Origin of the sequence: Mesorhizobium sp. M7A.F.Ca.ET.027.02.1.1, from assembly GCF_004022985.1 — a bacterium.
Lineage (GTDB): Bacteria > Pseudomonadota > Alphaproteobacteria > Rhizobiales > Rhizobiaceae > Mesorhizobium.
Genome location: NZ_RZOL01000050.1, coordinates 1 through 24,729, shown reverse-complemented (window position 1 = coordinate 24,729; position 24,729 = coordinate 1). Strand labels below are relative to the sequence as shown.

Below are 24,729 nucleotides of genomic sequence, written 5' to 3'. Positions count from 1 at the left end.
GATCGCAGAGGCGGTGGCAAGCGGTGCCGCCGATCTCGGCATCGCCGCGACCTGGGCCGGCCTTTCGCATCTGGAGCAGAAGCCGTTCTTCATCGACAGGCTCATGGTGATCGCCGCGCGAGACTGGCCCGACCTCGAAGGCAATACGACCAACCTCGGCGACCTGCTCGGCGAAGCCTTTGTCGGCCTGAGCGCCGGCCATCCCTTGCAGGAGCACATCACCCGTCAGGCCGCCCGCCTTGGCGGCCATCTGCACTTCCGCATCCGCGTGCCCGGCCTCGACAATGTCTGCCGGCTGGTCGCCCAGGGCGCCGGCATCGCCATCGTGCCCGAAAGTGCCGCGCGCCGCTCGGCACGCTCGCTGCGAAGCCTGCGGCTGACCGACGACTGGGCGACGCGCCAGCTGAACCTCTGTGCCTGCCGCTTCGATGAGTTGACGCCACAGGCAAAACTGTTGGCGGCAGCGCTGGTCTGAGCCCTGACAGCGACCACCTATCCCCAGCAGCGCTGAATCATTGCCTTGCTTTTCAAATATCCGTGACGTAGCTTGTTTACACATTGGCAAAAAAATAGCCAAAGTTTTTTCCTTTTGTGAAAGACTGGGACTTTGCGGGAACATCTCGATCTGACCGATCGGCGGCTGGTCAAACAGCTGTCGCAGGATGCGCAGCCGGGCATCAACCGCATCGCCGAGATGTTGGCGATTTCGGTGCCGACGGTGCGCACGCGGCTGCGCAACCTGCTCGACCGCAACCTGCTCAAGATCGTCGGCCTGCTGAACCTGACCGAGCGCCCCGAGTTGATCTCGGCCATTGTCGGCATCAATGCCCAGGGGCGCGGCCGGGCCCGCGAACTGGCACAGCGCATTTCCGAACTGCCCTTCGTCAACTCGGCTTCGGTGGTCACCGGGCGCTTCGACATCATCGTCGACGTGACGGTGGCCGGTGACGTCGCCGATCTCTACCGCGTCACCAGCGAACTGATCCCCGGCGCCGGCGAGCCCGGCGAAGTCGTGCGCAGCGAAACCTTCGTCGTCATGGCGTCCTGCAACAAATGGGTCAGCCTGCCGGAAGGCTGCTGGTCGGACGACCGCAAGGAGCCGGCATGAAGATCGCGGTACTAGGCGGCCTCGGCCTGCAAGGTCGGGCGGCAATCGCCGACCTCGTCGCCAGCGTCGGCGTCGAGCAAATCGTCTGCGTCGATACCGCGGCGGATGGCCCGGCCCGGCTTGCCGGCCTGACCGATCTTGCCCGCGTGCGCTTCGTGGTGCCTGAAGGCGCGATCGGCCCGGCGCTGGCCACTGTGCTTGATGATGTCGACGCCGTCATCGACCTGTTGCCTCAGCCGCTGATGCGCCAGGCGGTGCAGGCCGCGATCGCCACGCGCACGCCGCTGGTCACCACCAATTACGCCAAGTCGATCGCCGACCTGGCGCCAGCCGCCGAACAGGCCGGCGTCTCGATCATGACCGAATGCGGGCTCGACCCCGGCATCGACCTCGTGCTGTACGCGCGCGCCGCCAGGCAGTTCGACTCGATTTCCTCGATCGATTCCTATTGCGGCGGCATCCCCGAGCCGAAGGCGATGGCCAAGCCGCTGTGCTACAAGGTGAGCTGGAATTTCGACATGGTCCTGGTCAGCCAGAATCGCGACAGCGTGATGATCGAGGACGGGAAACGCGTCGCGGTGCCGGCCGGCCAGCAGCACGACAATCCGTTCATCCATGAAATCGAGGTTGCGGGTCTGGGCAAGCTCGAAGCCTTCCCCAATGGCGATGCGCTGCATTATGTCGAGATGCTGGACGCCGCCAAGGGATTGCGCCGCTCCGGCCGCTACACGCTGCGCTGGCCGGGATGGTCGGCCTTCTGGGCGCCGCTGAAGGAGCTTGGCTTCCTCTCCGAAGACAAGGTGCCCGGCACCGGCAACAGCCCGCGCGAATTCCTCGGCCGTCTGCTCGGCCCGCAACTGCAATATGGTCCCGGCGAGAAGGACCTGTGCGTGATGCGCAATGTCTTTTCCGGCCTCGAAGACGGCCGCGCCAAGACGGTGACGTCGGACCTGATCATCGAGCGGGACCTGGCTTCGGGCCTGTTCGGCATGAGCCTCGGCGTCGGCTATCCCGCCAGCATCGTGGCGCAGATGCTCGCGCGGCGTGAGATCACCAGACCGGGCCTTTTGAACCCGCTGCTGGACGTGCCCGACATCAGGTTCTTCGATGAACTGGCCAAGCGTGGCATCACAGTTTCCGAGACGGTGGCACGGGACTGAGGCAGGAAGATTTTCGAACGGTGGCTGCCGTCGGCAACGGCGCTGCCGCTCAAAAAGCACCCCAAAGGGTGAAAAACAACGTGGAACAATAAAACAAGGAGGAATACCGAAATGAAGATTGCCAGACTTTTCATCGCCGGGCTTGCACTCGCCGGGCTCACTGCCGCTGCCAGTGCCGGTACGCTCGACGACATCACCAAGCGCGGCGAGTTGCGCGTCGCCGTGCAGACTCAAGGACCGCCCTTCTCGCTGGTTGGCGCCAACGGCGAACGCACCGGCAGTTCGGTCGAACTGGCCGAACTGATGGCCAAGGAAATGGGTGTGAAAATCACGTTCCTCGACTTCGACTGGGATGGTCTGATTCCGGCGCTGTTGTCGGGTAAGGCCGACCTTCTGGTCGCCGACATGACACCGACGCTGGCGCGTGGCATGAAGGTCGCCTTCACCACGCCTTACATGTATACGGGCAGCACTGTCTTCACCAAGGCCGACAGCAAGTTCAAGACCACCGAGGACTGCAAGGCCAAGGGCACTAAGATCGCCGTGCTGCTCGGCGCCACCGGCGAGAAGGAAGCCAAGAACGCCTTCCCCGATGCGGACATCAAGAGCTACAAGGGCGGCGGTCCGCTGCTGCTCGACGCCGTCAACAACGGCCAGGCCGATTGCGGCGTCAACGACGTCTCGGCGGTCAAGGGCCAGTCGACCGCCTATCCGGCCGGCAGCTTCACCATCATGCCGGACCTGTTGTCGAAGGAGCCGCTTGCCTTCGCCACCCGCTATGACGAGCCGGACCTGTTGATCTGGATGAACCTGTTCCTCAACCAGGTCACCATCGACGGACGCCTGCAGAAGAACCTCGACTACTGGGTCAATTCCGACGCCTGGAAGAAGGATCACTGAGGAATTGAATTAGCGAGTAGCGAATAGGGAGTAGCGAATAGGGAATGGCCGTTCCGGCCATGCTTTGCTGCTCCCTAATTCTCTACTCGCTATTCGCTATTCGCTACTCGCCCTTCCTGCACTCTGGGGATTGCACCCAACGATGCTCGAAAATTTCAGTTTCCGCACCATCGTCGAATACCTGCCGCTGTTCGGACAGGGCCTGATCACGACCGTCTGGCTGTCGGCGCTGTCCTTTGTCGGCGCGCTCATCGTCGGCATCGTGCTGTGCGCCATGAACCTGCAGCGCGGCTGGCTGTTTCGTGTGCCGGCCAAGGCCTATATCGATGCGGTGCGTGCCACGCCCTTGCTAGCGCAGCTCTATTTTCTCTATTTCGGCCTGCCCCGGCTCGGCTTCGTGCTGCCGGAACTCGTCGTCGGCATCCTCGCGCTGTCGCTGAACAGCGGCGCCTATATCGCTGAAATCATTCGCGCCGGCATCCTGTCGATCCCGCGCGGCCAGGTCGAAGCCAGCGTCGCTTCGGGCATGACCTATGTCCAACGCATGCGCTTGGTCGTCCTGCCGCAGGCCTTCAAGGTGACGATCCCGCCGCTGCTTGGCCAGGCGATCGTGCTGGTCAAGGATTCCGCCCTTCTGTCGCTGATCTCGGTTTCCGAACTGACGCGCGCCGGCCAATTGCTCGCCTCCGACCGCTTCATGCCGGCCGAAGGTTTCCTCACCATCGCTGCTTTCTATTTGCTGCTGTATTACGGACTGAAAGGACTAGCTGGCGTCTCCAGCCGCTGGCTCGGCACGGCGGGGGCGCGGACATGATCTGGCAACAACTGCAAAGCCTCGCCGGCTCCTATCCGCTGGCCCTGCGCGGCCTCGGCATGACCGTGATGCTGTCACTGATCAGCCTTGTGCTCGGCACCCTGCTCGGCTTCGGCCTCGGCATCCTGCGGACCGGCGGCAACCGGCTGATCTCGGGCTTGATCGGGGCCTGGGTCGACCTGATTCGCGGCACGCCGTTCCTGGTGCAGATCTTCCTGATCTTCTTCATCCTGCCTGAGTTCGGTATCGAACTCGATGCCTTCACCGCCGGCATCATCGCGCTGACCAACCTCGCCGCCTGCTTCATCTGCGAGATCGTCGTCGCCGGCATCCGCTCGGTGCCGACAGGTCAGGTCGAGGCGGCGCTGGCGTCCGGCCTGTCGCGCTTGCAGCGCATGCGCCAGGTAGTCCTCCCACAGGCGATGCGCATCGTGCTGCCGCCGCTGGTCGGACAGTATGTGCTGCTGATCAAGGATTCTTCTGTCGTCTCAGCGATCGGGCTCACCGACCTCACCCGGGTTGGCTGGCTGGTGGTGCAGCGTGTGCCCAACGGCCTGCTGGTCTTCTTCCTCGTCGGCGTCGGCTATTTCATCGTTTGCTATCCGCTGATCATGCTGGCCCGCCGGCTGGAGCAGCGCATGGGCGCGGCGCATGGCGAGGTGCAGTTGTGACTTCCAACCCCAAAGGTCCAGAAAACATGACCAAAACGGGTCTTGCCAAAACCGGCATGATCGACTTTCGCGGCGTCAACAAATGGTTCGGCACGCTCAATGTGCTCAAGGATATCACGCTCAGCGTCGAGCCGCGCGAAGTGGTCGTCGTCTGCGGCCCAAGCGGCTCGGGCAAGAGCACGCTGATCCGCTGCGTCAACGGCCTGGAGGCGATCAAGGACGGCGACCTCGTCGTCGACGGCCAACGCCTGGGCGACCCCGCCACCAACATGACGCAGCTGCGCACCGAGATCGGCTTCGTCTTCCAGTCGTTCAACCTCTACCCGCATAAGACGGCACTCGAAAACGTCACGCTCGCCCCAATCCATGTCCGCAAGATCCCGCGCGCCGAGGCTGAAAAAGCAGGCCGCGAATTGCTGGCCAAGGTTGGCCTCGCCGACAAGGTCAATGCCTATCCCGCACAGCTCTCCGGCGGCCAGCAGCAGCGCGTGGCGATCGCGCGTTGCCTCGGCATGCGGCCCAAGATCATGCTGTTCGACGAGCCGACCTCGGCGCTCGATCCCGAGATGATTTCCGAAGTGCTCGACGTCATGGTGGCGGTCGCCGAGGAAGGCATGACCATGATGGTGGTGACGCACGAGATGGGCTTTGCCCGCAAGGTAGCCCAGCGCGTGGTGTTCATGGACGCCGGCGCCATCGTCGAAAGCGGCACGCCGGACGAGTTCTTCTCACACCCCAAGACCGACCGCAGCCGCGCTTTTCTGAGCAAGATTCTCAGGCATTGAGGCGCGGTCAGGCCGCCTCTTCCGGATTGCCGCCAATGGCGAACGCAACCCGGCCGCGGCGCCTCAGCAACACGATGGCGAGGAAGGCGATGACGCCGCTCGCGGCGACGACCACCAGGACCCACAGGGAATTGGCGACGGATGTCCGCGCCATCATGAAGGCGAGCGCGAACGGCGCGAAGGCCGAGGTGAACTGACGGGCAGCGCTCGCCCATCCGAGCCGCGCGCCATAGCCTTCGCGGCCGAAGAGTTCGAGTGGCAAGGTGCCGCCGACGATGCTGGTGAGGCCTGAACCGAGGCCGAACAGCAACACGAACAGGAAGGCGCCGGGCAGCCATGGCGTGGTCAGCAGCAGTGCGCACAGCCCGGCTGTGATCAGCGATGCGGAGATGACGGCGAGGTGCGTCTGCTGCAGGCGGCCGCCAAACAGCATGTTGATCAGCCGGCTGGCGACCTGCGCCGGTCCGAACAGGGTCGAGACGAAGAGGCCTGCGGTTCCGAGCCCCAGCGCCGCCGTCAGCGGCACCATGTGGATGAGGATCGCCGACAGCACGAAGCCCTCGGTGGCGAACCCCGCCAGCATGAGCAGGAACACGGCCCGGCCACGCCGCGGATCGAGCGGCGCGCCCGCTTCAGGGATCGGCTCGCGTTCTTGGCTTCTGGCCGTTGCGTGGCGGCGCGACAGGCGCATCAGCCAGGCGTGGATCGGCAGGCAGAGCCCGAGATTGAGAGCGGCGAACAAGAAATAGACCTCGCGCCATGTCAGATGCGCATGCAGCGCCGAGGTCAGTGGCCAGAACAGGGTCGAGGCAAACCCGGCGATCAGCGTCAGATGGGTGATGCTGCGTTGCGGCCGGGGAACCCCGATCTGCACGATCGCGACGAAGGCAGCGCTGTAGAGGACGAAGCTGGAGGCCAGTTCCATTGCCAGCAATGCCAGAACGAAGCTCACGCGGTCGGGCGCGACGGCGCACAGCGCCAGCGCCACGGCTGCCGCCACCGAGCCGACGGTCATGATGCGGCCGGCGCCGAAGCGGTCGGCCCACCGCCCGGCAGTCGGCGCGAACAGGCTGCCGGCAAAGAGCGAGGCCGACAGCGCGCCGAATACCCAGCCTTCCGTGAGCCCGAACTCCCCAGCCATTGCCGGCGCGAGGATCGAGAAGCTGTAATAGAGCGTGCCGTAGCCGATGATCTGGGTCAGCCCAAGCGCCCAGATTGCCTTGCGCAGGACAGATCGTTCAGGCATCGACGCCATTCTCTCGCGTCTCGGTGGCTGGCGCGGTTGCGCAGCCGCAACCCGATGCGCCGGTTGCCTTGGCGTCCGCATCCCTGACACAGCAGGCATCGACAGCGGCGGGCGCAGGCCCGCCGCAGCAGCCGGCGCTTTCCGATGCCGTCACGACCCCGACGGCGCTGCACACGCCGGTCTCCGGCAGCACCAGCCGGACTTCGCGGGCCGCGGCATGGTCTCCGGCAATATCGGCCACCACCGAGCGGACTTGCTCGTAGCCGGTCGCCATCAGGAAGGTCGGGGCACGGCCGTAGGATTTCGAGCCGACGATGGTGAAGCCCGGTTCGGGGTGCGCGAGCTCTGCAATGCCATGCGCCGGAACCGTGCCACATGAGTGGAAGTTTGGATCGATCAGCGGCGCCAGCGCCGGCGGCGCTTCGACGGCGGGATCGAGCGCGATGCGGATTTCGCTCAGGAACGACAGGTCTGGCCTGAAGCCGGTGGTGACGACGATGCGGTCGATGACCAGGTTGAACGGCTTGCCACCCAGGTTGGCGTCGACCACGAGGCCCTCGCCTTGTCTCTCGATGCCGTTGGCGGCGAAGGGCGCCAGCATGTTCAGCCTGCCATCCGCCATGGCCTGCCTGGCCGCCAATCCAAGCGCGCCGCGTTCCGGCAACTGGTCGTTCAGCCCGCCGCCGAGCAGTCTCTCGATGCTGGCGTGGCGCAGCGCCCAGAAGACTTCGGTGCCAGGCGCCGCATCCTGCAACTCCATCAGCGCCAAAGCGACGTTGATGGCCGAGTGCCCGCCGCCGATGACCAGGATGCGCTTGCCCGCATAGTCTTCTCTCGCCTTGCCGACCACGTCGGGAATACCATAGGCGATGCGTGCCGACGCCTCGCCTTCGCCGGCAACCGGCAGCCCGTCGACGCCGATCGGATTTGGCCGCCACCATGTTCCGGACGCGTCGATGACCGCGCGCGCGAGAACGCGGTGTTCGCCGCCGGCATCGCGATAGCGGATAACGAAGGGCGCGTCCTTGCGGCCATCATTGGCGACCTTGTCGTGCCCCTGACGGGTGATCGCGGTGACCTCGGCGCCGAGCTTCAAATTGGCGGCGATCGCGGGAAGCCGGCCAAGCGGCGCCAGATAATCGCGCACGATCTCGCCGCCGGTCGGCAGGCGCTGGCTGTCCGGCGCTGTCCAGCCGGAGCGGTCGAGCAGCGCTCGCGCCGCCGTATCGATGTTGTATTTCCATGGCGAAAACACCCGCACATGTTCCCATTCGAGCAGCGCCGCACCCACGCTTTCGCCGCGTTCCAGGACGAGCGGAGTGATGCCGCGCTCGACCAGATGCGCCGCGGCTGCCAGTCCGACCGGGCCGGCGCCGATCACCGCGACGGGAAGGTTTGCCATCACGTCCATAGGTTCCATCCTTCCGGTATGTTCGAATTATAAGCGCAAAAAAATCAAGCCAGTGCTTTGCCGACGGCGGGTGCGCAGGCGGCATCGGCGCAGCACTCGTCGGCGAGATAGCCGATCAGCGCATTCATGCCGGGATAGTTGGCGCGGCAGATCAGCGTCGTCGCCTGCCGCTCCTGCGTCACCAAGCCGGTGTCGACCAGCCGCTTGAGGTGATGCGACAGCGTCGATGACGGGATGTCCAGTTTTTCCTGGACACTGCCGACGGCGAGCCCGTCATCACCGGCGCGCACCAGGATACGATAGAGCTGAAGCCGCGTCGGATTGCCGAGTGCTTCAAGCTGGACGGCTGCTTTTTCGAGTTTCATGGAAATAAACTACGCGGCACTTTTCGCGCCGTCAACTTAATTTCGAAAATTATGGAAATAGCATCAGCCGGCGCGTTTGCCCAAGGCGCCTGTGACCACCTCGCCATCCTCCTTGGTGAACGCGCCGATCTCCGGGTTGGGCAGGATGTCCAGCACCTTTTCCGACGGCCGTGCAAGGACGACGCCGAGCGGGCTGACCACGATCGGCCGGTTGATCAGGATCGGATGTGCCAGCATGAAATCGAGGATCTGCTCGTCGGACCATTTCGGGTCGGCAAGGCCGAGTTCGGCATAGGGGGTGCCCTTCTCGCGCAGCAGGTCTCGCGGTATGATGCCCATCGCGGCGATCAGTTCGACCAGCCTTTGTCGCGACGGCGGCGTCTTCAGATATTCGATCACCTCCGGCTCCTCGCCCGACTGCCGGATGATGGCCAGCGTGTTGCGCGACGTGCCGCAATCGGGATTGTGATAGATGGTGATAGTCATTTCGAGGCCTTCCCGGTCGACATGGTATTCCGGACGGCGCCGCCCTTCTCGTACCAGCCCTTGCTGCGGTTCACGATCCACACCACCGACAGCATGACCGGAACCTCGATGAGCACCCCGACCACGGTGGCAAGGGCCGCGCCCGAATTCAGCCCGAACAGCGCGATCGCGGCGGCCACCGCCAGCTCGAAGAAGTTCGACGCGCCGATCAGCGCCGATGGTCCAGCCACGCAGTGCCGCTCGCCGCTGAGGCGGTTGAGCAGATAGGCAAGACCGGAGTTGAAATAGACCTGGATCAGGATCGGCACTGCCAGCAGCACGATCACCAGCGGCTGCGCAATGATCTGCTCGCCCTGGAAGCCGAACAGCAGCACCAGCGTGGCCAGCAAGGCAATCAGCGACAAGGGCTGCAGCGTGGCAAGCAGGGCATCGAGCCCGGCCTGTCCCCTCGCTGCCAGCAGCCGGCCACGAACCAGCTGCGCGACGATCACCGGCGCGACGATGTAGAGTGCGACCGACAGCATCAGCGTGCCCCATGGGACGGTGATCGCCGACAGGCCGAGCAGCAGGCCGACGATGGGCGCGAAAGCGACGATCATGATCGCGTCGTTGAGCGCTACTTGCGAAAGTGTGAAATTCGGCTCGCCGCGCGTCAGGTTCGACCAGACGAAAACCATCGCCGTGCAGGGCGCCGCAGCAAGGATGATCAGTCCGGCAATGTAGGAATCAATCTGCACGGCGGGCAGCCACGGCCGGAACAGCCAGCCGATAAAGAGCCAGCCCAGCAGCGCCATCGAGAACGGCTTCACCGCCCAATTGATGAACAGCGTCACGCCGATGCCGCGCCAATAGGTGCCGACCCTGGCCAGCGAGGCGAAATCGACGCGCAAGAGCATCGGCACGATCATCAGCCAGATCAGCACGGCGACAGGAATGTTGACCCTGGCGATCTCGGCCGACGCGATGGCGCCGAACACGCCTGGCAGCAGATGGCCAAGCGCGATGCCCGCGACGATGCACAATGCCACCCACACCGTCAGATATTTCTCGACGAAGCCGATGCCGGGCCGCACCGCCTCAGCTGCGTTCAGAGCATGATCGGTCATGATGGCTTTCCTTGTTCGAACGCGCGCGGCGGACAGTCACAAGCCCCTCAGCAGTCACAGGTCACGGCATTGATGACGGGACGGCAGAGCTCCGGCGCGCCATTGCAGCAATCTTCCATCAGATAGGCCAGCAGGTCGCGCAAGCCGGTCATGTCGGCGACATAGCGCACGGTCCTTCCGTTGCGTTCGGGACGGATCAGCCCGGCATGGGCAAGCACCTTCAGATGCGCCGACATGGTGTTCTGGACCGTGTCCAGCCTCGTTGCGATCTCGCCCGCCGGAATGCCTTCCGGACCGGCACGCACGAGCAGCCGGAAGACATCCAGCCGCGTCTCCTGGCCAAGTGCGGCCAGCGCGTTCAAAGTGCTTTTCTTATCCATATATCCGAATCCTTGGATTTATGGATATCGGCTTCCCTGCGATCTGTAAAGCGTGTCCGCCGCCATCATGTGACGGCAAGCACCTTTCCCGTATCGTGCTGGCGCACGAAGTCCACGCGGGCGCCGTCCCAGTGGTAGCTGTAGTGGCGACCCTGCACTGGAATGGTAATGACATCGGGCCAGAAGATGCCGATACAGTCGCCGCCCGGCATGCGCACGCTGTTCCACACCAGTCCGTCGCTGCCTGCTGCCCGCAGCGCCCGCCCTTCCGCCTGCGAGGCGGAATAGTCATCCGGGTCGAGCACGCCGGACACCGCGTTGACGTCATCGAGGTCGCGGTCGACGCTGCCGATCAGCACGCGGAAATCCGCCGTCCAGCCCGGCCCCTCGTTGGTGGCACCCATGAACTTCTGGTGGTGGTGGATGGTCTCGGCCAGCGCGACGTCCTCGCTGTCGCCCGCATAGTAGATGCCGTAGCTGCCATCCGAGAAGCGTCCCGGCCGCAGCGTCGAACAGTGCACGAAGGGCGCCATCACGAAGCTGGCGCCGGGGCCGGAAACCCGCCTTGCGGCCGACACCTTGCCGAGATCGCCAATCTCGAACCTTATGCGCGGGTTGGTCTTCGCCTCGACGGCGGCAAGCGCCTCCCAGTCGCGCGGGTCGGCAATGTCCTCGAAGAGGTCGATGGGCGGGTGGATGGAGCGGATGATGCGGAAGGTCTGGTGCCAATGGACGCCGCGCCTGACCGCAAGTCCACTCACCATGCACCACGCTCCGCATCGAGCCATTCGCGCATCGCCGAGAGATCGGAGATTTCGCCGCGCAGCATCAGGTCGAGGGCCGACTGGCCGCCGAAGGTGGCATTGGGCTTGCGTATCCAGGCATAGCCGCGCGCCGGCTCCGTGAACAGATAGCGCAGGCCCTTGTGGATGCCCATCAGATGCGCCATGCGGGTGCGCAGATCGCGGTCGATCCTGCCGACGCCGCCTTCTTTCCAGCGCGCCCAGGTGCGCGCCGATATACCGCCGAGCAGGATGCAGGCCTCCAGGTCAGTGAGGTTCCAGGCCTTGAACAGATTGACCGTGGTGCGCGCCAGCGCGCCGGCCTCTTCATCCGAGATAGCGGCTCCGAACGTGGGCGGCGTGGTAACTATGGACTGAAGCTGCATTTTGTTGCCTCGCTATTGGCAGATATATAGCATGCATTTGCCAATTGGCAAGGAGATCGGCAAGGCAGGGCCAATCGCTTTCAGGCCAATGACGGCTTCCGTCTTGTGAAGGCCACCAATCGCCAAAGTCGGCGCCGCCCCTCATCCGCCTGCCGGCACCTTCTCCCCGTATAGTGACAGGGAGAAGGGAGATGGCCGCATCGCTGACGCCTATTCTGCAACATTGGAGATTGGCGAAACCGTCCATGACGGCGTGTTTCTCCCCGTCACTATACGGGGAGAAATGCCCGGCAGGGCAATGAGGGGCGGCGCTGACCTCGGCGATACCGGACGGACAGCGCGCCACATATCGTGGCGCGCCCTGACCAATTTTACTCCGCCGCCTCATACCCCGCGATGCCCTTGATCTCGAGGAAATCCTCGAGCCCGTATTCGGCATATTCGCGGCCATTGCCGGACTGCTTGTAGCCGCCGAACGGCAGGCCGGCGTCCCACTGGGGATAGTTGATGTAGACATTGCCGGTGCGCATGCGCGCCGCGACTTCGCGCGCCTTCTTCATGTCCTTGGCCTGGATGTAGGAGGCGAGACCGTAGACGGTGTCGTTGGCGGTCTCGACCACTTCGTCGACGCTGTCGTAGGGCATGATCGCCAGCACCGGCCCAAAGATCTCCTCGCGCGCGATGCGCATGTCGTGGGTGACGTCGGCGAACACCGTCGGCCTGACGTAATAGCCGCGGTTGAGTTCGGCCGGACGGCCGGGGCCGCCGGCGACCAGCGTCGCACCTTCATCGATGCCGGCCTGGATCAGGTCCTGGATCTTGTCGAACTGGACCTGGCTGACGACCGGGCCGAGCTTGGTGCCGGCGGCGTCGGCGGGGCCGACGGTGAACTTTTCCGCAGCCGCCTTGGCATAGCCGGCTGCCTCGTCATGACGGTCGCGCGGCACGAACATGCGCGTCGGCGCGTTGCAGGACTGGCCGCTGTTGCTGAAGCAGCCGGCGACGCCCTTGCTGACGGCGCTTGCGAGGTCGACATCCCCGAACAGGATGTTGGCCGACTTGCCGCCAAGCTCCTGATGCACGCGCTTGACCGTGTCGGCGGCGGCCTTGGCCACCAGGATGCCGGCACGGGTTGAACCGGTGAACGACATCATGTCGATGTCAGGATGGCTGGACAGCGCCTGGCCGACGCCCGGTCCGTCGCCATTGACGAGGTTGAAGACGCCCTTCGGCACGCCGGCCTCGTCGAGGATTTCGGCGAAGATGATGGCGTCGAGCGGCGCGATCTCGGAGGGCTTCAGCACCATGGTGCAGCCGGCAGCAAGCGCCGGGCCGACCTTGCAGGTGATCTGGTTGAGCGGCCAGTTCCACGGCGTGATCAGCCCGACGACGCCGATCGGCTCCTTGACCACGAGATGGTTGCCCTTGACGTGGCGGAATTCGAAACTCTTCAGCACGTCGGCCATCTTCTGCAGATGCGCAAGACCGATGCCGACCTGACTGTCCAACGCCATCTGGCGCGGCGCGCCCATCTCGCGTGACACAGCGACGGCAAGATCGCCACTGCGCTTCTTGTAGACCGCGATGATGCGGTTCAACAGGTCGAGCCGCTCGCCAACCTCGGTGAAACCAAACCTGTTGAAGGCGCGCTTGGCGGCAGCCACCGCTTTGTCGACATCGGCCTTGGAGCCGAGCGAAATCTGCGCAAAGGCGTCCTCATTCGAGGGATCGATGACATCGAAAGCGTTGGGCACAACAGGATCGACCCACGCGCCATCGATATAGAACTGCAGATTGTGTGACATGGTTTTCTCCTTGGCCGCATCGTCGCGCCGGGCCGTCATATCTGGCTGGAGATAACGATGCACAAACGCCGCTGTCAAACGCAACCCCCGAAGTGGTTGAGCCAGTGCGGCAGTGATTGAGCCAGAGCGGTTGGGCCAGCAACCGGCTTGGTGACGATGGACTACAGCAGGATATGCCCGGCCTCGACCAGAAACCGCCTCGCCGCGGCCTGATCCGTCGCTTTCACCAACAGATGGTCGCCATCGAAAGTGGACACCAGGAAGATGCCCAACCCGTTTTCCGACAACGGCCTGATGACCGAGAGCACGATACCGGTTTCGTCTAAGGCAAACGGCCCCTGAAGCTTGAAGGCCACCCAGTCACCGTCCTGCCTGACACTATCCGGCACACGATCCTGCAGGCAAACGATCGAAAGCTCGTCGTCAGTCCTTGTGATGCTGACGAAGCCTGGCCCGTCCGCCCAACCGGGGATGGTCTCGCCCGCCGCCAGCCGGGCAACCGCGTAAAACCCTGAGAGTTGTTTGAGCCTGACGCAGATGGCCATTGTCGAACCCCTCCCTCAGATCGCCGGTGATCCCGCCAGCTTCTTGCTCATGTGGACCGTCATACCGTTCATGAACGGCTCTTCCCTATCGATGACATAGCCCTGCCTCTTGTAGAGCGACACATTCGCCTCGAAGGCGCCATTGGTCAGCAGGCGAAGCTCGGCACGTCCTGCTTCGATCGCCTTGCGCTCGGCCAGCTCTAGCAGCAGCCGGCCGATCCCCCTGCCCTGCGCCTGCGGTGCGACGCAGACATTCTCGATCCACAGGTGATCCTCGGCCAGCACGGTTTCGATCAGCCCGACGATCCGATCATCCTCCACGGCGAGATCGAACGGATGCTCGGCAACGGCCTTGTCATAGTCGGCGCGCATAGGCAGCGGCTCGCGGCCGATCACCGGCACCCATTTGGCATAGGCGGCACGAACGATATCCCGGATCGCGTCGGCGTCAGCAGGCACGGCCGGCCGAAGCCGGATGGAAAAATTGTTGGTCATCAAAGTGCTCCAGACATGAAAAACCCCGCCGGCGTGTCGCGGGCGGGGCTGGAAACGAACGAACCGGGTCTATCCTGCCGGTCTTTGTCGTCGCGCAATCAGTCTGCCGCTCCGCATTGTGCAGGTGCGGCGTCGCTTGGTGTTGGTGGGCGCGAGGACGAACATGGCGCCAAGCTGGAACAGGAAGCGCGGCGCGTCAAGACACCTACAACGGCTTCTAGTATTCCTGCGCCGTCGGCCGGAACAATATCTCGTTGATGTCGACCTCGTCGGGCTGGCTCATGGCGAACACCACCGTCCTGGCAAAAGAATCGGCCGGAATGGCCACCCGGTCGTAGAGTGCGCGTACGCCCTCGGCGACATCGGGCTCGGTGACGCTGCCGGGCAGTTCGGTCGCCACGGCACCGGGCGAGATGATGGTGGTGCGGACGTTGTAGGGTTTCACTTCCTGGCGCAGACCTTCCGAGATGATGCGCACCGCGTGCTTGGTCGCGGCATAGACCGCTCCGCCCGGCCCGACCTTGTGGCCGGCGACCGACGACACGTTGATGATGTGGCCGCTTTTCTGCGTCTTCATGTGCGGCAGTGCCGCGGCAATGCCGTAGAGCACGCCCTTGATGTTGACGTCGATCATGCGGTCCCAGTCCTCGACCTTGCCGCGCTCCAGTGGCGAGTGCGGCATCAGGCCGGCATTGTTGATGACGACGTCGACGCGGCCGTGCGTCTTGACCGCATGGTCGACCAGACGCCGGACCTGGCCGACATCGGTGACGTCGGTCTGAAGGATGGCGCCCTCGCCAAGTGAAAGCGCGCCGGCCAGCGCCTGCAACCGGTCGAGGCGGCGTGCGCCCAGCACCAGTTTCGCGCCCTCCCTGGCCAGAAGCCGTGCGGCGGCTTCGCCCAGCCCGCTGCTGGCGCCAGTGATGACGACGACTTTGTCCCTGATGTTCTCGGCCATGATTCTTTTCCTTCTGATCTTTGGCTTCGCTGCCCCCGGCAGCCTGGGCGGTCGCGTTGGCGGCTCAGCCGGGCAATTCGACCCGACCGAGCCAGCCGGTGACCTCTTCAAGCGTCTGGCGTTCCTGGTCGCACTGCTTGGAAAAACCCTCGATGAGCCGAGCCCCTGGTGCATGATCTGCGAGGACTTTCAGGCTCTGCCCTGTTCCGTAGCCGCCATGGGTGATGAACGGCACCAAGGTCTTGCCGGACAGATCGTGTTTCGACAGGAAGGAGCGGATCACCGAAGGCGCGGTCATGCCCCAGATCGGAAATCCGAGGAACACCGTCTCGTAGGTTCCGATATCAGGCACCGTGGCGGCCAGCGCCGGTTCGAAACCGGACTCCCGCTGCTGCTCCGCCACCGCAACCTGCTGCTTGTAGTCTTCCGGGTAGGGATCGACGGTCGCGATCTCGAAAATATCCGCTCGCAGAGTCCTGCTGATCTGGCGCGCGATGACCCGCGTGTTGCCGGTGCGGGTGTAGTAGGCCACCAGCACTTTGGCGCCGCCCGTTCGCCGCGCGCTCGACGCACTGGCGGGCCGGCTCGATCCGGGACTCAATCCGGCGCCCAGAGGCAGTGCAAGCATGGTCATCAGCGCACCTCGTCTTGAGACTGGTTGGCTCATCACGCTCTCCCAGGTGGCTAACGATCGATCCTTGCTTCCTGTTGCGGAGAATAGCGCGCTCCCTTCACCGCGATCGCCGAGACCGCATTCTCGATGTTGGCAAGATCGTCCGCCGTCAGCGCGATGGTGGCCGACGCGATGTTCTCTTCGAGGCGATTGAGCTTGGTGGTGCCGGGGGTCGGAACGATCCAGGGCTTCTGCGCCAGCAGCCAGGCGAGAGCGACCTGTGCTGATGTCGCCTTCTTCTCGGCAGCGATCACGCCGATCGCGTCGACCAGCGCCTGGTTCGCCTTGCGGGCGTCTTCCGCAAAACGCGGCACGGTGTTGCGGAAGTCGCTGCTGTCGAACGTCGTGCTGGCATCGATGGCGCCGGTGAGGAACCCCTTGCCCAGCGGGCTGAAGGGCACGAAGCCGATCCCCAGTTCTTCAAGCACCGGCAGGATCGCCTCTTCCGGTTCACGCCACCAGAGCGAATATTCGCTCTGGACCGCGGCGACCGGCTGTACCGCATGCGCGCGCCGGATCGTGCGTACGCCCGCCTCGGAGAGACCGAAATGCTTCACCTTGCCTTGGCTAATCAAGTCCTTCACAGCGCCCGCCACCTCTTCGATCGGCACGACCGGATCGACGCGGTGCTGGTATAGGAGGTCTATGTGGCCGGTCCTCAGCCGCCTGAGCGAGGCCTCGACGACGTCACGAATATGCTGCGGCCGGCTGTCCATGCCATCATGTCCGGCTGTCCCGGCGATGTCGATGCCGAATTTGGTGGCGATCACCACCTGGTCACGGATCGGCTGCAGCGCCTCGCCGACGACCTCCTCGTTCGTGAACGGTCCATAGACCTCCGCGGTGTCGAAGAAGGTGATGCCACGGTCGAACGCCGCCCTGATCAGGTGGACTGCATCCGCCGTCTCCATCGGCTGCCCGTATGACTGGCTCATCCCCATGCAGCCGAGCCCGATGGCCGAAACGTCGAGACCGCTGTTTCCAAGTGTGCGCATCTGCATTGTCGTTATCCCTTCTTCTCGGCGTCGGCTTGTTCGAAGACCTTGCGGGCAATGCCCAGAGCCGTGGCTGCCGTTGGCCATCCGGCGTAGAAGGCGAGATGCGTAATGGTTTCGATGAGTTCGTCGCGGGTGACGCCATTGTCGAGCGCACGCTTCATGTGGAAAGGCATTTCATTGATCCGGTAGCCCGAAATCAGGCTGGTGACGGTGACGAGGCTGCGGTCGCGCGGCGACAGGCCGGGGCGTTCCCAAACGTCGCCGAACAGCACCTCGTCGGTGTATCTGCCAAGCGCGGGAGCGATATCGGAGAATGGGCTTTTCAGCCTTGGAACATCGGTCATGGTGGTCTCCTTCGTAGAGTTCGGGCGTTGAACTCGGCGCCACGCGCCGATACTTGGTCAAACCCCGTATTGTTCGTCGCTGACATGCTCCAGCCAGTCGACGACCTTGCCATCGAGCGCTTCGGCGATAGCGATGTGGCTCATCGCCGTGGTCGGCGCGGCGCCATGCCAATGCTTCTCTCCAGGCGCGAACCAGACGATGTCGCCAGGAAGGATCGGTTCGATCGGGCCGCCCTCGCGCTGCACCAGGCCTGCGCCCGATAGGACGATCAGCGTCTGGCCAAGCGGATGCGTGTGCCAAGCGGTGCGCGCGCCGGGCTCGAAAGTCACGGTGGCGCCGCCGACCCGGGCGGGCTCGCTGCCCTTGAAGGGCGCGTCGATGCGCACCGCGCCGGTGAAATAGTCGGTCGATCCTCTGGCCGAGGCTTGAGAGCCGTTTCGCGTGATGTCCATGGTTTGTCCCTTCCTGGCAACAGGCGTGACACGACCGCCGGTCTTCAGAGGCGGCCGGTAGAGGCGCCCGGTGTGATGACGCCTATCTAGGGTCTGCGATTGGTGCCGATTAGGCGCTATATCCAGCATGATCTTATGAAAAGGGCTCATGAATGCCGCGAGACAATCTGAATGAGCTAACCGCCTTCCTCGCCGTCGCGCGCGAGGAAAGCTTCACCAGGGCGGCGGCCAAGCTCGGGGTTTCCCAATCGGCGCTCAGCCACACGGTGCGGGCGCTGGAGGAGCGGCTGGGCGTACGGCTCCTGACCCGCACCGCGCGCAGTGTATCGCCCACCGAAGCCGGCGAGCGGCTGGCTCGCACCGTGGGGCCGCGGCTCGATGAGATCGAGGCCGAGATCGCCGCACTCAGCGACTTGCGCGACAAACCCGCCGGCACCATCCGCATCACCGCCGGTGAGCATGCCGCCGATGCGATCCTGTGGCCTGCGCTGGCGAAATTCCTGCCCGACTATCCCGACATCAAAGTCGAGATCATCGTCGACTACAGCCTGACCGACATCGTCGCCGAGCGCTACGACGCCGGCGTGCGGCTGGGCGAACAGGTGGCGCGCGACATGATCGCGGTGCGCATCGCTCCCGACATGCGCATGGCGGTGGTCGGCTCGCCAGCCTATTTCGCCACCCGGCCTAAGCCGCGCACGCCGCAGGACCTGACCACCCACAATTGCATCAATCTGCGGCTGCCGACCTATGGCGGGCTCTACGCCTGGGAGTTCGAGAAGGCCGGGCGCGAGCTGAAGGTGCGGGTCGAGGGCCAGTTGGTGTTCAATACGTCCGCGCTGCGCATGAACGCGGTGCTCGCCGGCCTCGGTCTTGCCTATCTGCCGGAGGAACAGTTGACGGCTCAGTTGGCCGACGGCCGACTGGTGCGGGTGCTCGCCGACTGGCGCGCGCCTTTCCCCGGCTATCACCTCTATTACCCCAGCCGCCGGCAAGCGACGCCGGCCTTCTCGCTGCTGGTCGACGCGCTGCGCTACCGAGGCTAGAACAGGAAACCGGGTTCCGGAAAAGATCAGCTCAAAACGAGCAGATAGAGCCCCATCCGGATTCGGGAACAGGCTCTCCATCTGGACTGCGCCCGCCGTCGTTCTATCTTCCGGATCGAGCAGATATGACGAAATCCGGAGCCATCGCCGTGACCGTGACCGACCTCTATCGAGGCTACATCGCCTGCCTCAACAATCAGGACTGGCAGAAGCTGCATCGCTTCGTTCATGAAGAAGTGCACTACAATGGCGACCGCGTCGGACTGTCGGGTTACCAGGAAATGCTGGAGCGCGATTTCCGGGAAATCCCGGACCTCTATTTCGACATCCAGCTGCTGATCGCCGAACCGCCGTTCATAGCCAGCCGGCTCCAGTTCAACTGCACGCCGAAGGGAACCTTCTTCGGCCTGCCCATCAACGGCAGGAAGGTGTCCTTCAGCGAGAACGTCTTCTATGAATTCCTCGACGACAGGATCAGGAACGTCTGGTCGGTGATCGACAAGGCGGCGATCGAAGCGCAGCTTTGACGGCTGCGGCATCGCATCCTCCGGTTGGCAGCATCGTCAAGCATGCGAGCCATCCATCGCCCTTGCAGCTGGTGGTAAACTTGCCTACCTTGCATGCGCAGGAGACTATGCGGATGTCGAATGTCGAGAAGGTCAGCGTTGCCCTCACCCCTGAAATGGCAACCATGATGCGCGAGGTCGTCGCGGCGGGCGAATACGCCTCGGCAAGCGAAGTCATGCGTGAGGCGTTGCGCGAGTGGAAGTTTCGCCGCACGCAACGCGAACTGGCTGTCGACGAGTTGGGCCGGCTTTGGGACGAAGGCATCGCAAGCGGCAACGCTGTCGACGGCAGCGAAGCCTTCGCCCGGATCAAAAGCAAGCTCGATGCGAGGATCGCCGAGCGCGAGTTGCGATGACGCTGCGCTTACGGCCCGAAGCCGAAGCGGACATTGAGGTCATCGCGCTCTATATCGCCGAGGATAGCATTGCGGTGGTATGATGAAATCCATGCTCAATGCCAGCGAATCGCCGAGATGCCGGGAATGGGTGTTGCTCGACCGGAAGTGCGAGCGGGCTTGCGCACCTTCCCCGCAGGAAATTACCTGGTCCTCTATCGCCAGATCGAGGACGGCGCGGAGATCGTGCGCGTTATCCATGGCGCACGGCAGTGGCAAGAATTGCTCTAGCCGGACGATTCTCTGAAGGTGCTCGCTGGACGGCCCCAAGGGGAGCCAATGCATGTTGCTCCATGACAATCGTTCGTAGAAATCGATCGTTCTAACGAAAATAATTCGTTGGAAAGATCGGTTGAGGAATGACATTCTCCCCAGGTACCCCCCCTGGAGCATTGCATTGTCTTCCGTTTCCCACTTCGCGAACGATATTCCGAAAAGCGCGTTTCCTGCCGATCTGACCCAAGGGCGAAAATCCCTCAATTGGAACGGCATCATCCCCGGCATCGTCTTGGTCACGATGATCACTGCGGTCGCCTTCTCGGCCCGCAACGTCTCCGGCTTCGCTTTGTTCAGCCCGATGATCCTCGCCGTCGTTGCCGGCATGATCTACTCCAACGTGCTGGGCACACCGGTGCACGCCAAAGCCGGGATCGCATTCTCGCAAAAGCGCCTGCTGCGCTTCGCCATCGTTCTGCTCGGCTTCCAGCTGACGCTCGGCCAAGTCGTCTCGATCGGCGCCGGCGGCGTCGGCATTGTCGCGGCGACGCTTGGCGCCACCTTCGTTTTCACCATCACGCTCGGTCGGCTGATCGGCGTCGACGCCAAGCTGGCGCAGCTGATCGCCGCCGGCACCTCGATCTGCGGCGCCTCGGCCATCGTCGCCACCAATATCGTCACCGATGCGCGCGACGAGGACGTCACCTACGCCGTCGCCTCGATCACCTTGTTCGGCACCGTCGCCATGCTCGGCTTCCCGCTCATGGCGCCCCTGCTCGGCCTCGACCAGCACGCTTTCGGCCTGTGGGCCGGCGCCTCGATCCATGAAGTGGCGCAAGTCATCGGCGCTGGCTTCCAGAACGGCACCCAGTCCGGCGAGATCGCTACCGTCGCCAAGCTGACCCGCGTCGCCATGCTGGCGCCGATGGTCGTCGCGCTCGGCCTGATGGCGCGCCGCAGGAGCAGCAGTGAGGTAGCGGCGCGGCCGCCCATGCCGTGGTTCGTCGCCGCCTTTGTCGCAATCGTAGCGCTGAACAGCCTCGTCACGGTGCCAGCCGAGGTGAAGTCGGCAATGGCGCTCGCCACCACCATCATGCTGACCATGGGGCTGGCCGCCATGGGCCTGCAGGCCGACATCTCGCAGCTGCGCTCGCGCGGCCTGCTCCCGCTGGCGCTCGCCTTCTCGGCCTTCCTGTTCATCGGCTGCTTCAGCCTGATGCTGGTGAAATTCACCTAGTCTAAACCGGGCCTCAGTCCTCGAACGAACTCGACGCGGCATAGATCGCCGCCAGCGTCTCGATGCCGGCCTGGTCGGCCTTGTCGAAGCGGCCTGGCAGCGGGCTGTCGAGATCGAGCACGCCGAAGACGCCTTCATCGTCCTCGAGCAGCACCACCAGTTCCGAGCGCGAGTCCGCATCGCAGGCGATGTGGCCGGGAAAATCATGCACGTCCTTGATCAGCATCGAGGTGCCGAGTTCGACCGCCGTTCCGCACACGCCCTTGCCGACGGCGATGCGCACGCAGGCCGGCTTGCCCTGGAACGGCCCGAGCACCATTTCCTCGTCCGATTGCAGGAAATAGAACCCGGCCCAGTTGAGGTCCGGCACCATCTGGAAGATGAGTGCTGCGGTGTTGGCGGCGTTGGCGATCGAATCGCGCTCGCCGTCGAGCAGCGCCTTAAGCTGAGTGGCGAGGTCGCGGTAGAACGCGGCCTTGTCTGAGGTGTCGATGGCCTTGGCCGCAAACATGAACGTGTCTCCGTATAGGGGGTGGCGGTTCGTCCGATCGCTTGCCAAAGTCCGGCGAGCTCCGCAACCAGACGGCCGCCTGGACAGTCTAGCGTGGATTGCGTCCCCTCCGAAAGCCGCAAGATAAGGATTGCCTCCCGGCGCTGAGCCGGTCGGCAAGGCAGCTATGCGTAAACTTTGCGATGGATCATCTTGAGAATCATGACGGCCCCGATCGGGGGCCGCCATTCACATCTCAAACAGGTCGAACAAGTCCTGGGTTTTAGTAGCCGCCCATGCCGCCACCGCCGCCACCCGCAGGCGCGGCATCCTTGGCCGGGATGTCGGTGATCATCGCTTCGGCGGTGATCAGGAGGGCTGCGATCGAACCGGCATCCTGCAGTGCGGTACGCACCACTTTCGCCGGATCGACGATGCCTGCCTTGATCATGTCAACATAGACCTCGTTCTGGGCGTCAAAACCCTGATTGTGGTCCTTGCTGTCGGTGAGCTTGCCGACGACGATGGAGCCCTCGACGCCGGAATTCTCGGCGATCTGGCGGATCGGCGCTTCAAGCGCCCGCAGCACGATCGTAATGCCGGCCGTGACATCGGCATTGGCGCCGGTCAGGCCGCCAAGCACCGAGCGGGCACGCAGCAGAGCCACGCCGCCGCCGGGCACGATGCCTTCTTCAACCGCCGCGCGGGTGGCGTTCAGCGCATCGTCGATGCGGTCCTTCTTTTCCTTGACTTCCGACTCGGTGACGCCGCCGACGCGGATGACGGCAACGCCGCCGGAGAGCTTGGCCAGCCGCTCCTGCAGCTTTTCCTTGTCGTAGTCGGAGGTCGTCTCCTCGATCTGGCCCTTGATCTGGGCGACGCGCGCCTGGATGGTCGCCTTGGTGCCGGCCCCGTCGATGATCGTGGTGGTGTCCTTCTCGATCAGCACACGCTTGGCGCGGCCGAGCATCTCGATGGTGACGTTTTCGAGCTTGATGCCGAGGTCTTCCGAGATCATCTGGCCTGATGTCAGCACGGCGATGTCTTCCAGCATTGCCTTGCGGCGATCGCCGAAGCCCGGCGCCTTGACGGCCGCGACCTTGAGGCCGCCGCGCAGCTTGTTGACGACCAGCGTCGCCAGAGCCTCGCCCTCGACGTCCTCGGAGATGATCAGCAGCGGCCTGCCGCTCTGCAGCACCGCTTCGAGGATCGGCAGCATCGCCTGCAGATTGCCGAGCTTCTTCTCGTGGATGAGGATGTAGGGCTCTTCCAGCTCGACGCGCATCTTGTCGGCATTGGTGACGAAATAGGGCGAGAGATAGCCGCGGTCGAACTGCATGCCTTCGACGACGTCGAGTTCGGTCTCGGCGGTCTTGGCTTCCTCGACGGTGATGACGCCGTCATTGCCGACCTTGTCCATCGCTTTGGCGATCATCTCGCCGACGCTGGCATCGCCATTGGCGGCGATGGTGCCGACCTGTGCGATCTCGGCCGACGACTTGACCTTCTTGGCGCGCGCCTGGATTTCCTTGACCACGGCGGAAACCGCCTGGTCGATGCCGCGCTTCAAATCCATGGGGTTCATGCCGGCGGCGACCAGCTTGGCGCCTTCGCGCAGGATCGAGGCGGCCAGCACCGTGGCGGTGGTGGTGCCGTCACCGGCGAGGTCGTTGGTCTTCGAGGCCACTTCGCGCACCATCTGGGCGCCCATGTTCTCGAACTTGTCGGCAAGCTCGATTTCCTTGGCGACGGTGACGCCGTCCTTGGTGATGCGCGGCGCGCCATAGGCCTTGTCGATGATGACGTTGCGGCCCTTGGGGCCGAGCGTGACCTTCACCGCATTGGTGAGGATCTCGACGCCGCGCAGCATGCGGTCGCGCGCGTCGGTGGAGAATTTGATTTCCTTGGCAGACATGATTTTTATCCAGTTCGTTCGGAGAAAATGAGGTCAGGCAGCTTTCTTGGCGGCCACGGTCTTGTCGGTTGCGGCCGTCTCGCTCTTGTCGATAACGCCCATGATGTCGGCTTCCTTCATGATCAGAAGGTCCTCGCCGTCGATCTTGACCTCGGTGCCCGACCATTTGCCGAACAGGATGAAGTCGCCGGCCTTGACGTCGAGCGGAACAAGCGTGCCGTTTTCGTCGCGTGCGCCAGGGCCGACGGCGATGACTTCGCCCTCCTGCGGCTTTTCCTTGGCAGTGTCGGGGATGATGATCCCGCCCTTGGATTTGATATCGCCTTCGGCGCGACGAATGACGACGCGGTCGTGGAGTGGCCGAAATTTCATGGGAACTTTCTTTCTGGGGCCGGCACAGGCGGCCACGCCCCTCCTCTATAGACGCGTTGGCACTCGATAGATAGGAGTGCCAAAAATTATTCGCGGGCCAAATTAAATATTCAAAAGTATTATTTCAGCTGGCCGTTTCGTGATATCCGCAGAATGTCAAATAATTCAAAAGATTGAATTTTGCCGATCGAGTGCCTATTTATCGGACAAGTTCACTTTCACGATTTCAGGCACAAGGGAGATTTCTTCGATGGCCGAAGGCAATCAGACGATCATGGAAAAAGCTGAAGCCCGCTTTGTCGACAAGCAGAAGAAGACAGCGGAGAAAAACAAGGCGACCGCCGAATATATGTCCGAGGCAAGAGCCAGGGAGATCAAGACGGCAAGGCTGAGGGAGCTTCGGCTGGCCAAGGAAGAGGCCGATCGTGTCGCCGAGGCCCTCAATCCTACGCCGAAGAAGAAGCGGGCGACCAAGAAAGCCACGGAGGCCAAGACATGAGCCTCACCTTCCCCAACCCCAGCCGCAGCTATGACGAAGCGGGCCAGCGCATTCGTTTCGTCGGCCATGACGGCATGTTCCAGATCTCATTTTCCGTCGCTGCCGACGCCATGGCCAAGATG

Annotated in this window: 33 protein-coding genes; 14 read left to right on the top strand and 19 right to left on the bottom strand. The window is 63.6% G+C overall.

The annotated features are described in order from the left end of the window. The 7 genes from EN749_RS08710 to EN749_RS08680 form a co-directional block, all read left to right on the top strand. On the top strand, positions 1-475 hold a 475-nt coding region (locus EN749_RS08710), incomplete at its 5' end, for a LysR substrate-binding domain-containing protein (RefSeq protein ID WP_245491312.1). Between the two features lie 132 nt (positions 476-607). Continuing rightward, positions 608-1,108 carry an Lrp/AsnC family transcriptional regulator gene (locus tag EN749_RS08705; protein ID WP_127271168.1) on the top strand — a complete coding sequence of 167 codons (501 nt, stop codon included), beginning with the start codon at positions 608-610 and terminating at the stop codon, positions 1,106-1,108. Continuing rightward, positions 1,105-2,268, top strand: coding sequence for a saccharopine dehydrogenase family protein (locus tag EN749_RS08700; RefSeq protein WP_127809740.1), 1,164 nt, complete (start codon positions 1,105-1,107; stop codon positions 2,266-2,268). The genes EN749_RS08705 and EN749_RS08700 overlap by 4 nt, the downstream gene beginning before the upstream one ends. Positions 2,269-2,379: 111 nt before the next feature. Continuing rightward, entirely contained in the window at positions 2,380-3,168 is a 789-nt protein-coding gene (locus tag EN749_RS08695; RefSeq protein WP_127255904.1) for an ABC transporter substrate-binding protein, read from the top strand. A 142-nt stretch (positions 3,169-3,310) separates the two neighbouring features. Continuing rightward, entirely contained in the window at positions 3,311-3,982 is a 672-nt protein-coding gene (locus EN749_RS08690) for an amino acid ABC transporter permease (RefSeq protein WP_127271796.1), read from the top strand. Continuing rightward, on the top strand, positions 3,979-4,653 hold the full coding sequence (locus EN749_RS08685) for an amino acid ABC transporter permease (RefSeq protein WP_127272108.1): 675 nt from the start codon (positions 3,979-3,981) through the stop codon (positions 4,651-4,653). Before EN749_RS08690 ends, EN749_RS08685 begins: the two co-directional genes overlap by 4 nt. 56 nt (positions 4,654-4,709) lie before the next feature. Then, positions 4,710-5,438 carry an amino acid ABC transporter ATP-binding protein gene (locus tag EN749_RS08680; protein ID WP_027160865.1) on the top strand — a complete coding sequence of 243 codons (729 nt, stop codon included), beginning with the start codon at positions 4,710-4,712 and terminating at the stop codon, positions 5,436-5,438. 7 nt (positions 5,439-5,445) lie between these two features. Here the strand turns inward: EN749_RS08680 and arsK are convergent, their stop codons facing one another. The 16 genes from arsK to EN749_RS08595 all read right to left on the bottom strand — a co-directional run bounded on the left by arsK (position 5,446) and on the right by EN749_RS08595 (position 17,871). Continuing rightward, positions 5,446-6,684, bottom strand: coding sequence for an arsenite efflux MFS transporter ArsK (gene arsK / locus EN749_RS08675; protein ID WP_128362945.1), 1,239 nt, complete (start codon positions 6,682-6,684; stop codon positions 5,446-5,448). Continuing rightward, the gene (locus EN749_RS08670) at positions 6,677-8,095 is read right to left on the bottom strand and encodes an NAD(P)-binding domain-containing protein (RefSeq protein WP_128362944.1); all 1,419 of its coding nucleotides are present in this window, start codon (positions 8,093-8,095) and stop codon (positions 6,677-6,679) included. The genes arsK and EN749_RS08670 overlap by 8 nt, the downstream gene beginning before the upstream one ends. A 44-nt stretch (positions 8,096-8,139) precedes the next feature. Next, positions 8,140-8,460: a metalloregulator ArsR/SmtB family transcription factor gene (locus EN749_RS08665; protein WP_127383332.1), complete on the bottom strand. Its 321-nt coding sequence runs from the start codon at positions 8,458-8,460 to the stop codon at positions 8,140-8,142. Positions 8,461-8,523: 63 nt separating this feature from the next. Next, positions 8,524-8,946, bottom strand: coding sequence for an arsenate reductase (glutaredoxin) (gene arsC / locus EN749_RS08660; protein ID WP_127399389.1), 423 nt, complete (start codon positions 8,944-8,946; stop codon positions 8,524-8,526). After that, positions 8,943-10,007, bottom strand: a complete 1,065-nt coding sequence (gene arsB, locus EN749_RS08655) for an ACR3 family arsenite efflux transporter (protein ID WP_164781883.1) — start codon at positions 10,005-10,007, stop codon at positions 8,943-8,945. Before arsB ends, arsC begins: the two co-directional genes overlap by 4 nt. A 92-nt stretch (positions 10,008-10,099) precedes the next feature. Further along, a complete protein-coding gene (locus EN749_RS08650; protein ID WP_128362943.1) occupies positions 10,100-10,432 on the bottom strand; it encodes a metalloregulator ArsR/SmtB family transcription factor in 333 nt (110 codons plus the stop codon). 65 nt (positions 10,433-10,497) lie between these two features. Next, positions 10,498-11,196 carry an RES family NAD+ phosphorylase gene (locus tag EN749_RS08645; RefSeq protein ID WP_128362942.1) on the bottom strand — a complete coding sequence of 233 codons (699 nt, stop codon included), beginning with the start codon at positions 11,194-11,196 and terminating at the stop codon, positions 10,498-10,500. Then, positions 11,190-11,600: an MbcA/ParS/Xre antitoxin family protein gene (locus tag EN749_RS08640; RefSeq protein WP_128362941.1), complete on the bottom strand. Its 411-nt coding sequence runs from the start codon at positions 11,598-11,600 to the stop codon at positions 11,190-11,192. Before EN749_RS08640 ends, EN749_RS08645 begins: the two co-directional genes overlap by 7 nt. 371 nt (positions 11,601-11,971) lie before the next feature. Then, on the bottom strand, positions 11,972-13,405 hold the full coding sequence (locus EN749_RS08630) for an aldehyde dehydrogenase family protein (protein WP_128362940.1): 1,434 nt from the start codon (positions 13,403-13,405) through the stop codon (positions 11,972-11,974). A 161-nt stretch (positions 13,406-13,566) separates the two neighbouring features. Next, positions 13,567-13,950, bottom strand: coding sequence for an ACT domain-containing protein (locus tag EN749_RS08625; RefSeq protein ID WP_128362939.1), 384 nt, complete (start codon positions 13,948-13,950; stop codon positions 13,567-13,569). Between the two features lie 15 nt (positions 13,951-13,965). Further along, a complete protein-coding gene (locus EN749_RS08620; protein WP_128362938.1) occupies positions 13,966-14,445 on the bottom strand; it encodes a GNAT family N-acetyltransferase in 480 nt (159 codons plus the stop codon). Positions 14,446-14,662: 217 nt separating this feature from the next. Then, positions 14,663-15,403, bottom strand: coding sequence for an SDR family oxidoreductase (locus EN749_RS08615; RefSeq protein ID WP_128362937.1), 741 nt, complete (start codon positions 15,401-15,403; stop codon positions 14,663-14,665). A 64-nt stretch (positions 15,404-15,467) separates the two neighbouring features. Continuing rightward, entirely contained in the window at positions 15,468-16,070 is a 603-nt protein-coding gene (locus tag EN749_RS08610; RefSeq protein WP_128362936.1) for a flavodoxin, read from the bottom strand. Between the two features lie 17 nt (positions 16,071-16,087). Then, positions 16,088-17,077, bottom strand: coding sequence for an aldo/keto reductase (locus EN749_RS08605; RefSeq protein WP_128362935.1), 990 nt, complete (start codon positions 17,075-17,077; stop codon positions 16,088-16,090). A gap of 5 nt (positions 17,078-17,082) precedes the next feature. Continuing rightward, positions 17,083-17,418, bottom strand: coding sequence for a carboxymuconolactone decarboxylase family protein (locus EN749_RS08600; protein ID WP_128362934.1), 336 nt, complete (start codon positions 17,416-17,418; stop codon positions 17,083-17,085). 57 nt (positions 17,419-17,475) lie between these two features. Continuing rightward, entirely contained in the window at positions 17,476-17,871 is a 396-nt protein-coding gene (locus EN749_RS08595; protein ID WP_128362933.1) for a cupin domain-containing protein, read from the bottom strand. Between the two features lie 152 nt (positions 17,872-18,023). Here EN749_RS08595 and EN749_RS08590 point away from each other — a divergent pair, with 152 nt between their 5' ends. The 5 genes from EN749_RS08590 to EN749_RS08570 all read left to right on the top strand — a co-directional run bounded on the left by EN749_RS08590 (position 18,024) and on the right by EN749_RS08570 (position 21,331). Next, the gene (locus EN749_RS08590) at positions 18,024-18,917 is read left to right on the top strand and encodes a LysR family transcriptional regulator (RefSeq protein ID WP_128362932.1); all 894 of its coding nucleotides are present in this window, start codon (positions 18,024-18,026) and stop codon (positions 18,915-18,917) included. A 125-nt stretch (positions 18,918-19,042) separates the two neighbouring features. Then, positions 19,043-19,444: an ester cyclase gene (locus EN749_RS08585; RefSeq protein ID WP_128362931.1), complete on the top strand. Its 402-nt coding sequence runs from the start codon at positions 19,043-19,045 to the stop codon at positions 19,442-19,444. Next, positions 19,441-19,839 carry a type II toxin-antitoxin system ParD family antitoxin gene (locus EN749_RS08580; protein ID WP_245491310.1) on the top strand — a complete coding sequence of 133 codons (399 nt, stop codon included), beginning with the start codon at positions 19,441-19,443 and terminating at the stop codon, positions 19,837-19,839. The genes EN749_RS08585 and EN749_RS08580 overlap by 4 nt, the downstream gene beginning before the upstream one ends. A 33-nt stretch (positions 19,840-19,872) precedes the next feature. Next, a complete protein-coding gene (locus tag EN749_RS39545; RefSeq protein ID WP_348629340.1) occupies positions 19,873-20,109 on the top strand; it encodes a type II toxin-antitoxin system RelE/ParE family toxin in 237 nt (78 codons plus the stop codon). 166 nt (positions 20,110-20,275) lie between these two features. Then, positions 20,276-21,331, top strand: a complete 1,056-nt coding sequence (locus EN749_RS08570; protein ID WP_128362930.1) for a YeiH family protein — start codon at positions 20,276-20,278, stop codon at positions 21,329-21,331. A gap of 13 nt (positions 21,332-21,344) precedes the next feature. Here the strand turns inward: EN749_RS08570 and EN749_RS08565 are convergent, their stop codons facing one another. From EN749_RS08565 to EN749_RS08555, 3 genes are all read right to left on the bottom strand, one after another. Continuing rightward, the gene (locus tag EN749_RS08565) at positions 21,345-21,842 is read right to left on the bottom strand and encodes a GAF domain-containing protein (protein WP_127271638.1); all 498 of its coding nucleotides are present in this window, start codon (positions 21,840-21,842) and stop codon (positions 21,345-21,347) included. A gap of 262 nt (positions 21,843-22,104) precedes the next feature. Continuing rightward, complete coding sequence (gene groL / locus EN749_RS08560; protein WP_128362929.1) at positions 22,105-23,736, bottom strand: chaperonin GroEL; 1,632 nt, start codon at positions 23,734-23,736, stop codon at positions 22,105-22,107. Between the two features lie 33 nt (positions 23,737-23,769). Beyond that, positions 23,770-24,108, bottom strand: coding sequence for a co-chaperone GroES (locus EN749_RS08555; RefSeq protein ID WP_127269688.1), 339 nt, complete (start codon positions 24,106-24,108; stop codon positions 23,770-23,772). A 250-nt stretch (positions 24,109-24,358) separates the two neighbouring features. On the opposite strand from EN749_RS08555, the gene EN749_RS08550 reads away from it, so the two are divergent. Both EN749_RS08550 and EN749_RS08545 read left to right on the top strand, forming a co-directional pair. Then, the gene (locus EN749_RS08550; protein WP_127269690.1) at positions 24,359-24,607 is read left to right on the top strand and encodes a hypothetical protein; all 249 of its coding nucleotides are present in this window, start codon (positions 24,359-24,361) and stop codon (positions 24,605-24,607) included. Further along, a partial coding sequence (locus tag EN749_RS08545; RefSeq protein ID WP_128362928.1) for a DUF1488 family protein occupies positions 24,604-24,729 on the top strand: 126 nt, incomplete at its 3' end. The genes EN749_RS08550 and EN749_RS08545, both read left to right, overlap by 4 nt.